This window comes from Photobacterium sp. GB-50 (assembly GCF_003026755.1).
Taxonomy (GTDB): domain Bacteria; phylum Pseudomonadota; class Gammaproteobacteria; order Enterobacterales; family Vibrionaceae; genus Photobacterium.
Genome location: NZ_PYNX01000011.1, coordinates 23,341 through 36,558, shown reverse-complemented (window position 1 = coordinate 36,558; position 13,218 = coordinate 23,341). Strand labels below are relative to the sequence as shown.

Here is a 13,218-nt window from a genome sequence, read left to right as displayed (position 1 = left end):
GAGCAATTGTTGATGAAAATCTTACTCGCAAACCCACGAGGTTTTTGTGCTGGTGTTGATCGTGCGATCAGCATTGTCGAGCGTGCGTTGGAAATGTACCAACCGCCTATTTATGTTCGCCACGAAGTCGTACATAACCGTTTTGTTGTTGAAGGGCTAAAGCAGCGAGGGGCGATTTTTGTTGAAGAGCTTAGCGAAGTGCCTGATGACAATATCGTTATATTTTCAGCTCACGGTGTCTCTCAAGCGGTGCGTAATGAATCTAAGCAACGTCAATTAACCGTGTTTGATGCAACGTGTCCATTGGTGACAAAGGTACATATGGAAGTGGCTCGTGCTAGTCGAAAAGCGATGGAAGTGGTGCTGATTGGACACGCAGGACATCCCGAAGTTGAAGGCACAATGGGACAATATGCTAATCAAGATGGTGGTATGTACCTTGTTGAAAAACCGGAGGATGTCGATAAGCTGACCACCATCGTTAAAGATCCAACTAATCTTCACTATGTTAGCCAGACGACATTATCTGTGGATGAAACGGCAGATGTCATTGATCGCTTGCGCCAAGTGTTTCCAAAAATCCAAGGGCCACGTAAAGATGATATTTGTTACGCGACTCAGAACCGCCAAGATGCTGTGCGTGAAATGGCTGAAACGGTTGATGTAATGATTGTGGTTGGCTCAAAAAATTCTTCCAACTCTAACCGTTTACGTGAGTTAGCTGAAAAGCTTGGAACACCGGGGTATTTAACCGACTGTGTTGAAGATATACAAGCTAGCTGGTTTGAAAATAAAACCAAGGTTGGAGTGACTGCGGGGGCTTCAGCGCCAGAAGAACTCGTTAATCAAATTATCGAGCAGATCAAAAAGTTAACAGGCTCTGAAGTGGAAGAGCTTTCAGGTCGTGAAGAAAACATGTTCTTTGAAGTACCTAAAGAGTTACAAGTAAAGAATATCTAATAGCATATTGATTTGTACAGAATAAGCCTCAGTGAAAGCTGGGGCTTTTTTATCGTCTGTAAAACCGCTACAGTATTGAGATAATTATATATTCATCAAGGGAGAAGCACGCAATGGTAAGAATTGCGATAGCCGGAGCTGCTGGCCGAATGGGGCGTCAGCTATTAAAAGCAACACAACTATCAGAAAAAGCAGAATTAGGTGCCGCGACTGAGCGTGCAGGTTCTACATTAGTAGGTGCTGATGCTGGTGAGTTAGCAGGAACGGGTGTTGCCAATGTGATCATTGTTGATGATCTTAACCAGGCTCTTGATGATTTTGATGTGTTAATTGACTTTACTGCACCTGTCGCAACATTGGCGAATATTGAGTTTTGTCAGCAACATAATAAAAAAATTGTAATTGGTACAACCGGTTTTACAGAGCAAGAGCGAGAGTTAATTGATCTTGCTGCTCGTGATATTTCTATCGTGATGGCGCCTAACTATAGTGTAGGGGTTAATCTGGTTTTCAAATTGTTAGAAAAAGCTGCCAAAGTGATGGGCGATTACTGCGATATTGAAATTATCGAAGCGCACCATCGTCATAAAGTGGATGCACCATCAGGAACAGCAATTGGGATGGGAGAAGCGATTGCGGGCGCGATGGGCAATAAATTAAGTGATGTTGCAGTTTATGCTCGAGAGGGGATCACGGGTGAGCGTACTCGTGATGAGATTGGTTTTGCTACGATTCGTGCTGGTGACATAGTAGGTGAACACACCGCCATGTTTGCAGATATCGGTGAGCGTGTGGAGATCACTCATAAAGCGACAGACAGAATGACATTTGCCAATGGTGCGGTGAGAGCGGCGGTATGGCTCAATGATAAATCGCCTGGTTTTTATACTATGGAAGATGTCTTAGGGCTTGATTCATTATAATCGAGACAAAAACCTGCTAATAAGCAGGTTTTTTTATATCTGAATAAAGTGGGAATAAATATTGTAAATACAAATAGAGATGAATTTATTCGTGTTATATCAGTATATTTTTGAGGTGGTTAAATATCGCACTGAGCTGGATTTATTTACTGTATAAAATAGATGGTTGGTTGTGTTTTTTTTGTTAGATGGTTATTTGTGTTTACTTAGTTGTCATTTTTGGCTTTTTTGATGGGTGTTTGTATTTGTTAATGGTTTGGTTTTGATTGCAAACGGTTGCGTTCTCATTTGATTTGATGTTGATACTAAAAAATACGACTAAACATGTTATTTTAGCATTTTGGATACTTAATTGTGTTGAGATAGTTATTTGTTGAATTTATTTCTGCTCTTATGTTGACAGATTGCTAACAGATCAATAGAATTTGCGCAATTTGTCAAAAATCAGTAAGACGTGGTTTTTGATATGAAAAGGAATGGGTAATTGCAAGTTTATCTGTTTTAATTGCATTTTTATTTAATTGGAGGTTGTCTTGAGCAAATCTGCGCTATTAGTCCTTGAAGATGGGACTGTGTTCCGCGGCGTGTCCATTGGAGCAGATGGTTCGGCCGTTGGTGAAGTCGTTTTTAATACTTCGATGACGGGGTATCAGGAAATTCTCACTGACCCTTCCTACTCACAACAGATCGTTACCCTTACTTATCCCCACATTGGCAATACCGGTACTAATACCGAAGACGAAGAATCCACGGCAATTCATGCACAAGGTTTGGTTATTCGTGATCTTCCTCTTATCGCTTCAAACTTCCGCTCTGAACAATCTCTTTCTGACTATCTAAAATCACAAAACATCGTTGGTATCGCTGATATCGATACTCGCAAGCTAACCCGTATTCTTCGTGAAAAAGGTGCGCAGAACGGTTGTATCGTTGCAGGTAACAATATCGATGAAGGTTTTGCACTTGAACAAGCGAAAGCGTTTCCTGGTCTGAAAGGCATGGATTTAGCGAAAGAAGTGACAACAAGCGAAACTTACAGCTGGAAGCAAGGTTCTTGGACATTAGAGAATGGTTTACCAGAAGCACAAGAAGATAAAGAACTGCCTTACCATGTAGTCGCTTATGATTTTGGTGCTAAACGTAATATTTTACGTATGTTGGTTGACCGTGGTTGTCGCTTAACAGTTGTGCCTGCACAAACGTCAGCAGAAGACGTGCTTGCGTTAAATCCAGATGGCGTATTCTTATCAAATGGTCCTGGTGACCCAGAGCCATGTACTTACGCGATTGAAGCAACCAAAACATTCCTCGATAAAAATATTCCAATCTTTGGTATTTGTTTAGGTCACCAAATTCTTGCCTTAGCAAGTGGTGCAAAAACAGTAAAAATGAAGTTTGGCCACCATGGTGCTAACCACCCTGTTAAAGATTTAGATCGTGATGTTGTGATGATCACCAGCCAGAACCACGGTTTTGCTGCTGACGAAGCAACGTTACCTGAAAATTTACGTGCGACACACAAATCCCTGTTTGATGGCTCGCTACAAGGTATTCATCGTACCGACAAGCCTGCATTCAGTTTCCAAGGCCACCCAGAAGCGAGCCCTGGTCCACATGATGCAGCACCATTATTTGATCACTTTATCGAATTAATTAAGAAACACAGCGCCTAAGCCGGGAGTAGTAAGAAATGCCAAAACGTACTGATATAAAAAGTGTACTAATTCTAGGTGCTGGACCGATCGTTATCGGTCAGGCCTGTGAGTTCGATTACTCTGGTGCACAAGCTTGTAAAGCACTTCGTGAAGAGGGTTACCGCGTTATTCTGGTAAACTCTAACCCTGCGACTATCATGACTGATCCTGAAATGGCTGATGCAACTTACATAGAGCCAATTCACTGGGAAGTGGTACGTAATATCATTGCTAAAGAGCGCCCTGATGCGGTACTACCAACCATGGGTGGTCAAACCGCACTTAACTGTGCGTTAGATCTTGAAAAATATGGCGTATTAGAAGAATTCAATGTTGAGATGATTGGTGCAACAGCGGATGCAATTGATAAAGCTGAAAACCGTTCTCGTTTTGACAAAGCAATGAAAGCCATCGGCCTTGAGTGTCCTCGTGCTGATACTGCAACAACGATGGAAGAAGCTTACAAAGTTCTCGAAATGGTTGGCTTCCCTTGTATTATTCGCCCGTCATTTACTATGGGTGGTACAGGTGGCGGTATTGCATACAACAAAGAAGAATTTGAAGAAATTTGTTCGCGCGGTATCGACCTATCACCAACCAATGAATTATTGATTGATGAATCACTGATTGGTTGGAAAGAATATGAGATGGAAGTGGTTCGTGATAAGAACGACAACTGTATCATTGTGTGTGCAATTGAAAACTTCGACCCAATGGGTATTCACACCGGTGACTCAATCACAGTCGCACCTGCGCAAACACTAACAGATAAAGAATACCAATTAATGCGTAATGCATCGCTTGCAGTACTGCGCGAAATTGGTGTTGAAACCGGTGGTTCAAACGTCCAGTTTGGTATTAACCCGAAAGATGGCCGTATGGTTATCATCGAGATGAACCCACGTGTATCTCGTTCATCGGCATTAGCATCAAAAGCAACAGGTTTCCCGATTGCAAAAATCGCGGCAAAACTGGCGATTGGTTTCACCCTTGATGAACTGATGAATGACATCACAGGCGGCGCAACACCGGCATCATTTGAACCAACTATTGATTACGTAGTAACGAAAATTCCTCGCTTTAACTTCGAGAAATTTGCTGGCGCTAACGATCGCTTAACGACACAAATGAAGTCGGTAGGTGAGGTTATGGCGATTGGCCGTAACCAACAAGAATCATTACATAAAGCACTACGTGGCCTAGAAGTTGGCGCGAACGGCTTTGATGAAATGGTTGATCTTGATGATCCAAATGCGATGAGCAAGATCCGACATGAACTGAAAGAAGCAGGTGCTGAGCGTATTTGGTACATCGGTGATGCTTTCCGTGCGGGTATGTCGGTTGACGGTATCTTCAATCTAACTAACATTGACCGTTGGTTCTTGGTTCAAATTGAAGAAATCATCAAACTTGAAGAGCAAGTGAAAGCTGGCGGTTTTGCAGGTCTTAATGCTGACGTATTACGTAAGCTTAAGCGCAAAGGTTTTGCAGATGCACGTCTTGCTAAATTATTGGGTGTTAGCGAAGGCGAAATTCGTAAACTACGTGATCAGTTTGACATTCATCCTGTCTACAAGCGTGTAGATACGTGTGCCGCTGAATTCTCATCAGATACTGCTTACATGTACTCATCATACGATGAAGAGTGTGAAGCAAATCCAACGGACAAAGACAAAATCATGGTACTGGGCGGTGGTCCAAACCGTATCGGTCAAGGTATCGAGTTTGACTACTGTTGTGTTCATGCATCACTGGCGCTACGTGAAGATGGTTATGAAACTATCATGGTTAACTGTAACCCAGAGACTGTATCAACTGACTATGACACATCAGATCGTCTGTACTTCGAACCTGTAACACTTGAAGATGTACTGGCTATCGCACGTGTTGAAAAGCCAAAAGGTGTGATTGTTCAGTATGGCGGTCAAACACCACTGAAACTCGCTCGTGCACTAGAAGCGGCAGGTGTGCCAATTATCGGTACAAGTCCAGATGCGATTGACCGCGCAGAAGATCGTGAGCGTTTCCAACAAGCCGTTGACCGTTTAGGTTTACTGCAACCAGAAAATGCAACGGTAACAACGATGGAGCAAGCGATTGAGAAGTCGCGTGACATTGGTTACCCATTAGTGGTACGTCCATCGTATGTACTTGGCGGTCGAGCAATGGAAATTGTTTACGACGAGCAAGATCTACGTCGCTACTTCAATGAAGCGGTAAGTGTTTCAAATGAATCACCTGTACTACTCGATCGTTTCTTAGATGATGCGGTGGAAGTAGACGTTGACGCGATTTGTGACGGTGAGCAAGTGGTGATTGGCGGTATCATGGAGCATATCGAGCAAGCGGGTGTTCACTCAGGTGACTCTGCATGTTCATTGCCTGCGTATACCCTAAGCCAAGAAATCCAAGATGTGATGCGTGAGCAGGTGAAGAATCTAGCGTTTGAATTAGGTGTTCGTGGATTAATGAATACCCAGTTCGCCGTAAAAGATAACGAAGTGTACCTTATCGAGGTTAACCCTCGTGCTGCACGTACCGTACCGTTCGTATCTAAAGCGACAGGTGCACCGCTGGCGAAAATTGCTGCACGTGTAATGGCTGGTCAATCACTTGAATCACAAGGCTTTACCAAGGAAATTATTCCACCGTATTATTCCGTGAAAGAAGTCGTCCTACCGTTTAACAAGTTCCCAGGTGTTGATCCACTGTTAGGCCCTGAAATGCGCTCAACAGGTGAAGTTATGGGTATCGGTAATACGTTTGCCGAAGCATTCGCTAAAGCTGAATTAGGTTGTGGTAAAGAGTACCCTGAAGGTGGTCGTGCGCTATTATCTGTTCGTGAAGGTGATAAGCAACGTGTGGTTGATTTAGCTTCTAAGCTAATTAAGCTTGGCTACCAATTAGATGCAACACACGGTACAGCAGTTATTCTTGGTGAAGCGGGTATTAACCCACGTCTAGTGAACAAAGTACATGAAGGTCGTCCTCATATTCTTGACCGTATCAAGAATAATGAATACACCTACATTGTAAATACTGCATCGGGTCGTCAAGCGATTGAAGATTCAAAAGTACTTCGTCGTGGTGCGCTAGCTGAAAAAGTTAACTACACCACAACTCTAAATGCGGGATTTGCAACATGTATGGCGCATACTGCAGATGACCGCAATACAGTGTCTTCAATTCAAGAGCTTCACGCACGTATTAAATAAGTATTACTCAGTACGAAATAAAAAGCCGAACGTTAACGTTCGGCTTTTTTATTGTTAAATACATAATCACATATAACTCATTGAAATTTTATATCATTAGTTTAATCAGTTGCTGTTCAGATTTATTAACGTAAGATACTGGCGTCGCAGCAAGCGATACATTCTTCTTGGAGATTTTAATGAACAATACCGACCATCCCCCGAGTATGAAGCTGGAAAATTAGCTTAGGTAACGGTATTAAATAGTATATTCCGTGCTGCTAGGCTCGGAGTCATGTCTCGTAACCCACTTTTTTGAAATTATTCATTTTCGACATCTCTCCTGTAATTTTCCTCTTTATTTACTTATCAATAATATGAGCTTTAAATCTATGTTTACCACAACAGCGCGACTGTATTGTTATGTGGTGCGCGAGGGTTTATTGCAAATGTTAATGTGGTGGTCGTTACCTTCTCTTTCTAGAGAGACAGCTAATCGGGAGATTCGCCATGGCGGTAATGAATTATGCAGCTTTTTCAGCAACAACCCATATTGCGCAAAAAGAGGCGTTAGCAGTACGTAATGCATTTTTAAAATATGATCTAGTTGAACAAGCGCAATTATTGGCAAAAATGCCAGTCGTAGAGGCTTTAGCTATGTTACAGGAATGCCCATTGCGGCATGTGCAAATTTTATTAGATCGTTTAGATGAATTAGAAGAGGACATACGAGCCCGCCAACTAGCCAGTGGTTTAGGGTTAATTTGCTCTGAGGTTGAACCGAGCGGGCATTATTTAGAAAATAGTGTCTTAAACCATGTTAAGGAACGCATAGGTTGGATTGTAGGGCTGGCTTTAATGGGAATTGTCTCGGGCTTAATTATCTCTCACTATGAAGATACCCTGAGTCAATTAGTCCTACTTGCGATTTATATGCCGGTGATTGCAGCTGCGGGTGGGAATGCTGGCTCGCAGGCGGCAACACTGGTTGTGCGAGCATTGGCAATGGAAGAAATACGCTCAAAAGATTGGTTATTGGTGCTTTGGAAAGAATTTAGAGTTGCGATTATTATCGCGCTGAGTCTTGCAGTAGTGATCATTGGACGGGTGATTTTTTTTAGTGGGGATGTTGTGTTACCTGCAGGAATGACACTAGACTCGATAGCATTTGCGATTGGGATAGCCATTGCTATTCAGGTGATTATTTCGACTAGTGTTGGTGGGGTTCTACCGATGCTAGCGAGATCATTAAATCTCGATCCTGCGGTATTAGTCAGCCCTGTCTTAGCTTCAATGGTCGATATCACGGGGATGGTGATTTACTTCAAGACAGTCAATTGGATGCTAGGCTTCGGTTAGTAAGATTGTTTGTATTAAAAAAGCCGCTATTGCTCGAATATTTCTAGTTGAAAGTATTTAATAGCGGCTTTTATCTCTCAGGTCTCTTATTTAGTCGTTTTTATACAGTGAGCTATAAAGTTGCTTTTCAAATTGGTAAATAGGCGGTAATGCTGCTTTTTTACCGTCATGCATATGTGGATAGTAATTTGTCACTAGCTGTACAAAGAGTAGTGGTTTACCGTTGTGGGTCTTAATCACACCTGCAAGGTTATAAGTTCCGAATAAAGAGCCACTTTTAGCAATAACCTTACCTTTTAACGGAGCATCACGAAGACTGCGACGGTACTGTAACGTGCCACTTTTACCTGATACGGGTAAATCGTTCATTAAACCTAATTTAGGGTGGTTATAAATGTAAGTGACTACTTTCATTAAATCACTTGCTGTTAAACGGTTGTTACGCGATAAGCCTGAACCATCCACCATCACGGTATCAGAAAGATCGATACCAGCTTTATCTTTTAGTATCGCCTTAATTGCTTCAATGCCATTGGTGTAACTACCGGCTTGGTGGTAATACTTTGCACCAATGGTTTTTGCAATGTTATCGGCAAATAAGTTATCAGAGCGCTTCAGCATAATATCAAGCAGCGTTGATAATGGGGCTGAGCGATGTGTTGCAATGATTTTACCGCTGACTTTATCGTTACGAAGTACCTTACCGTTTAACTTTATCCCTGCGCGCTTAAGCTCTTGTTGAATAACTGCAGTTGAATACAAGGTTGTGTTTTGTACTGCAAATTTAAGCGGTAGAGGCTGTTTACGAGGTTGGATACAGCCACTAATTTGATACATATTACGATCATTCGATGTCATTGAAAGCTGACAGTGCTGCTCTTTTTGCTGTGCTTTTGACACCACAATCGCAGAGGTTTTTACTTGAATTGGCTGGTGGCTAGGCACATTTACGCGTGTAACGTCCCCCAAAGATTTATTGCTGTATAGCGCACCTTGAACACAGTTGTGCTCTAAGCTGATACTACTTGATGGCGCACTATAGCAAGAGCCTAAAATATCCCAAGGCCAACCAATAGCACGTTCATAGCCAGTAAAATGTCCACCGTTTAAGTACAGGTTACCTTTAATCGTAGCTATGCCTTGCTGTTTTAGTTGGCGAAGTAAATTGGCAATATCGCTGCGTTTAAGTGTTGGATCGCCATTAAATTTCAAAATGACATCATTACCTTTCGTTTCAAGGTAAGTATCAAAGCGGAAGTTATTACCGAGATATAGCTTTGCGGCAAGGGCGGTGATCGTTTTTTGGGTACTTGCAGGGGCTTGTAATTCATCTGCGCGTTTATCGTATATAACTTTGTTGGTGGCTGGGTTTACAATAAGAAGCGCGACATCACTCCCTTTGGGCAGGTGTTCGATAGCTTGCTGAGGTAAGAACGCAGCAAAAGAAGAAAAGGTCGTTGCCATTAAAGCGGAGCAAAGCAATTTTTTAAACATGTGAAGGCATAATTTTGGTTAAGAGATAGGCCTTAATCATAACGTTTATATGAGAGAGGGTAAAAAAAGAGAGGAAATAAAGACTAAAACTGACACAAAAGTAATAAAAAACGCCGACCGAAGCCGACGTTTCACTATATGTTGCTTTTAATCACAAGGATTAGAAGTCGTAACGAGCACCTAGAACGAATTGGTCAGATGCTGCAACTTTACCTACTTCGTTCTTATTAAGCATGTTGAATGTGTAAGAAGCGTAAGTACGGAAGTTGCTGTTGAAGTAGTAAGTAGCATCAACTGCAGCTGCATTTGCTAGCTCATCGTATACATTGTGAGCGTTTTCATCTTTCATGAAGCCGTAAGTAGTCGTGAATACAGTTTTACCCATAGTGTACGCTGCTGCGAATTCGTAGCCTTGAGTATCTGTTACATCGCCAGTTACTAAGTTAGTACCGTCGCGACGACCGGACTTGTATAGGCCACCGAAGTATAGATCGCCCATTGTGTAAGATGCTACTGCGAAAGTTTGCTCTGAACGTGCTTTGTGAGTATTCGCGTTACCAAGTTGGTCACGTTGCTCGCCGTAACCAGCACCTAGTGCAAGACCTGTATCAGCTACTTTGTATACAGCACCTGTTGAGAAACCGTGTACGTCTGTTTTGTTACCAGCTGTATCATAATCAGCGCCAGCGAAAACGTAGTTAGCTTTGAACGTTAGATCACCAAATGTACCAGCGTATGCTAGGTTGTTAGTTGTACGGTCAGCTACTGCTAGCTTAGTACCACCAACAACAGAGCCAGCGTATGCCATGATATCAGTGAAATCAGTTAGCATACCTAGAGAGCCGTCAGCCTTACCGTAAACAATTTGACCGTATTGGTCGCTGTTTACACCAGCATACATGTAACGGTTTTCGTCATCAGAATTGTCGTCTTTGAACTCACGCTCGTAGAAACCAATACCTTGAACGCCATCTGCGATTTGTGTTTTCGCATCAATGTTTACACGTACACGTGAAATATCAGTTACTTCATTATCAGTATTTTGATTTACAAGAGCTTTGTTATATTCAGCTTGAGTTGCGAAGTCATCTCGAGATAACTGGGTTTGACCGTTTTCAGAAAGAAGAGCACGCGCTTCTACACGACCGCCGATAGCAAGAGAAGATGTATCATCTGAATAAACTTGTGCTGCTGATGCTGCGCCAGATAGAGTTGCTGCTGTTACTGCTAAAGCAATAAGGTGCTTGTTCATTACCGAATCCTTTTTTAAATTTTTATGTGTTGCATTTCTATGCCAAATGCATGCTGTTCTTTTTACTTGTGTCTACTGATTTATGTTAGTAAAAAAAACTGAAAAATACCTCATTAGTATGTCTTTTTTGTTTTTTTTAGTTTTTATTGTTAATTTAATCAGTGTGTTATGTCTATCGATAAAAGTTCTAAATTAATTTTATTTTTTAGTTGTATTTAGGTAATCAATGGAAAATGCCTGAGTGAATATTTGTATAAATATTGTTGAAGTGTGAGATTATAACTTTTCTCAATGAAAAAAAGGTGGTAGCGAGAGGCTTATTTCTTTGGTGAATGTTTTAACTATTGATTTGTTACTATGAATTATTGATATAGTATTTTTAGCATATTCATTGTTTTTGACTGTTATTAAAACGAAAAACAGATTAATGACGTAACGAGGATGATCTCTTGTCCATCTTTGTTTAATATGATAAACATCGTGACATATACACTGTTAGCTCAATCACGATTGGGCTAGCTTTTTTATTTCCTGAAATTGGCGTGCGCTATCAGGTTATTGAGGTAATTTATTTATGGAAAAAGTGCCAATGACTGTACGTGGCGAACAAAAGCTACGTAGTGAACTTGAAGTATTGTTGAAGCGTCGCCCTCTTATTTCTCAGGCGATCGCAGAAGCACGTGAGCTTGGCGACTTAAAAGAAAATGCGGAATACCATGCGGCTCGTGAAGAGCAAGGTATTTGTGAAGCGCAAATTCGTGATATTGAATACAAACTATCTGTTGCTCAAATTATTGATGTAACTACGATGCCAAATACAGGCAAAGTGATTTTTGGTACTACAATCACTTTGCTAGATTTAGATACCGAGAGTGAAGTGACTTACTGTATCGTGGGTGATGATGAAGCGAATATTAAGGAAAACTTAATTTCAGTGAATTCACCAATTGCACGTGGTTTGATCGGTAAGATGGAAGGTGATGAGGTTGCGATTACCACGCCTGGCGGTCAAAAAGAGTTTGAAATTGTAGAAGTGAAATACATCTAATAATTTTACTGATGATTATATTCATCAGAAAATATAATCACTAAAATAGGTGATATCGATTAGCAATTAATGCATTTTTTTGTATTAATAATAGATACAAAAAAGGCCGCTAGGCGGCCTTTTTTATTTACGAGGAAGCTCGATTTTACGATCTTCACTCTGGCGGTAAAGAACTAACGTTTTACCGATAACCTGCACTTTTTCAGCTTTAGTTTCGCGAACGATAGCGTCGACGATTAAAACTTTAGTTTCACGATCTTCAGTAGCAACCTTAACTTTGATCAATTCATGATGGTTAAGTGCAATTTCAATTTCAGCCAATACAGCTTCTGTTAGGCCGTTTGCACCCATAAGTACAACTGGTTTTAGATTGTGAGCAAGACCTTTTAGGAATTGCTTTTGTTTGGTGCTTAGATTCATGATGACTCTATTTTTTTGGTTATTAGGGTTGAAAACGTGACATTCTACCGCCATCTAGACTAGAAGACTAATTTGTTTGCATTATGACAGCATGAAAATTTGTAGTGTTTGAGTTGTACTGCACATTTTGATTGTACATTTTAATGAATTAGATGCGATAAAGCCTTTGGCAGACGTATACTTAACAAGTATCTCAACTCATTAGGTTAGGCATGAGTAGAAAAAAACAATCCGGCAGTTCTGGCCGCTGGCTAAAAGAGCATTTCGACGATAAATATGTTCAGGAAGCACAAAAACGTGGTTATCGTTCACGTGCTTTCTTTAAAATTGAAGAAATTCAGAACAAAGATAAGTTATTAAAACCGGGCATGACAGTGGTTGACCTTGGTGCTGCACCAGGTGGTTGGTCACAATATGCGGCAGAAATTGTAGGTAGTGAAGGACAAGTCATTGCTTGTGATATTTTGCCAATGGATTCCCTTCCAGGTGTTAGTTTCCTGCAAGGTGATTTCCGAGAAGAGGCTGTGTTAGATGCACTATTGGACCGCATTCAACCAGATATGGTTGACGTGGTGATGTCTGATATGGCACCTAATATGAGTGGTAATCTTGCATCCGACCAACCGAGAGCGATGTATCTTGTTGAGCTTGCATTAGATATGTGTCGACAAGTACTTGCGCCGAATGGCAGTTTTACGGTAAAAGTTTTCCAAGGCGAAGGCTTTGACCAATATCTAGCTGAAATTCGTAGTATGTTCAAAGTGGTTAAAATTCGTAAACCAGATTCCTCGCGAGATCGCTCGCGTGAAGTCTATATTGTGGCTACAGGTTACAAACTGTAGTAATCTACATTCATCTTTTAGTTATCGCGAGG

The 13,218-nt window shown here is 41.3% G+C and carries 10 protein-coding genes; 7 read left to right on the top strand and 3 right to left on the bottom strand.

Going from position 1 to position 13,218, the window contains the following annotated elements:
- Positions 1 to 12 precede the first annotated feature (12 nt).
- The 5 genes from ispH to C9J41_RS14235 all read left to right on the top strand — a co-directional run bounded on the left by ispH (position 13) and on the right by C9J41_RS14235 (position 8,130).
- On the top strand, positions 13 to 960 hold the full coding sequence (gene ispH, locus C9J41_RS14255) for a 4-hydroxy-3-methylbut-2-enyl diphosphate reductase (RefSeq protein ID WP_107290871.1): 948 nt from the start codon (positions 13 to 15) through the stop codon (positions 958 to 960).
- 113 nt (positions 961 to 1,073) lie between these two features.
- The gene (gene dapB / locus C9J41_RS14250; protein ID WP_107207272.1) at positions 1,074 to 1,883 is read left to right on the top strand and encodes a 4-hydroxy-tetrahydrodipicolinate reductase; all 810 of its coding nucleotides are present in this window, start codon (positions 1,074 to 1,076) and stop codon (positions 1,881 to 1,883) included.
- A 533-nt stretch (positions 1,884 to 2,416) separates the two neighbouring features.
- A complete protein-coding gene (gene carA, locus C9J41_RS14245) occupies positions 2,417 to 3,556 on the top strand; it encodes a glutamine-hydrolyzing carbamoyl-phosphate synthase small subunit (RefSeq protein WP_006646195.1) in 1,140 nt (379 codons plus the stop codon).
- A gap of 17 nt (positions 3,557 to 3,573) precedes the next feature.
- Complete coding sequence (gene carB / locus C9J41_RS14240; protein ID WP_107207273.1) at positions 3,574 to 6,792, top strand: carbamoyl-phosphate synthase large subunit; 3,219 nt, start codon at positions 3,574 to 3,576, stop codon at positions 6,790 to 6,792.
- Between the two features lie 489 nt (positions 6,793 to 7,281).
- Positions 7,282 to 8,130 carry a magnesium transporter gene (locus tag C9J41_RS14235; protein WP_107207274.1) on the top strand — a complete coding sequence of 283 codons (849 nt, stop codon included), beginning with the start codon at positions 7,282 to 7,284 and terminating at the stop codon, positions 8,128 to 8,130.
- A gap of 90 nt (positions 8,131 to 8,220) precedes the next feature.
- Here the strand turns inward: C9J41_RS14235 and dacB are convergent, their stop codons facing one another.
- A complete protein-coding gene (gene dacB, locus C9J41_RS14230) occupies positions 8,221 to 9,624 on the bottom strand; it encodes a serine-type D-Ala-D-Ala carboxypeptidase (protein ID WP_107207275.1) in 1,404 nt (467 codons plus the stop codon).
- A gap of 160 nt (positions 9,625 to 9,784) precedes the next feature.
- Entirely contained in the window at positions 9,785 to 10,876 is a 1,092-nt protein-coding gene (locus C9J41_RS14225; RefSeq protein WP_107294719.1) for a porin, read from the bottom strand.
- 574 nt (positions 10,877 to 11,450) lie between these two features.
- On the opposite strand from C9J41_RS14225, the gene greA reads away from it, so the two are divergent.
- Entirely contained in the window at positions 11,451 to 11,924 is a 474-nt protein-coding gene (greA, locus tag C9J41_RS14220; RefSeq protein WP_107207277.1) for a transcription elongation factor GreA, read from the top strand.
- Between the two features lie 123 nt (positions 11,925 to 12,047).
- Here the strand turns inward: greA and yhbY are convergent, their stop codons facing one another.
- On the bottom strand, positions 12,048 to 12,344 hold the full coding sequence (gene yhbY / locus C9J41_RS14215) for a ribosome assembly RNA-binding protein YhbY (protein ID WP_045128373.1): 297 nt from the start codon (positions 12,342 to 12,344) through the stop codon (positions 12,048 to 12,050).
- A gap of 212 nt (positions 12,345 to 12,556) precedes the next feature.
- Between yhbY and rlmE the strand changes: the two genes are divergently transcribed.
- Positions 12,557 to 13,186 carry a 23S rRNA (uridine(2552)-2'-O)-methyltransferase RlmE gene (gene rlmE / locus C9J41_RS14210; RefSeq protein ID WP_005369560.1) on the top strand — a complete coding sequence of 210 codons (630 nt, stop codon included), beginning with the start codon at positions 12,557 to 12,559 and terminating at the stop codon, positions 13,184 to 13,186.
- The last annotated feature ends 32 nt before the right edge of the window (positions 13,187 to 13,218 follow it).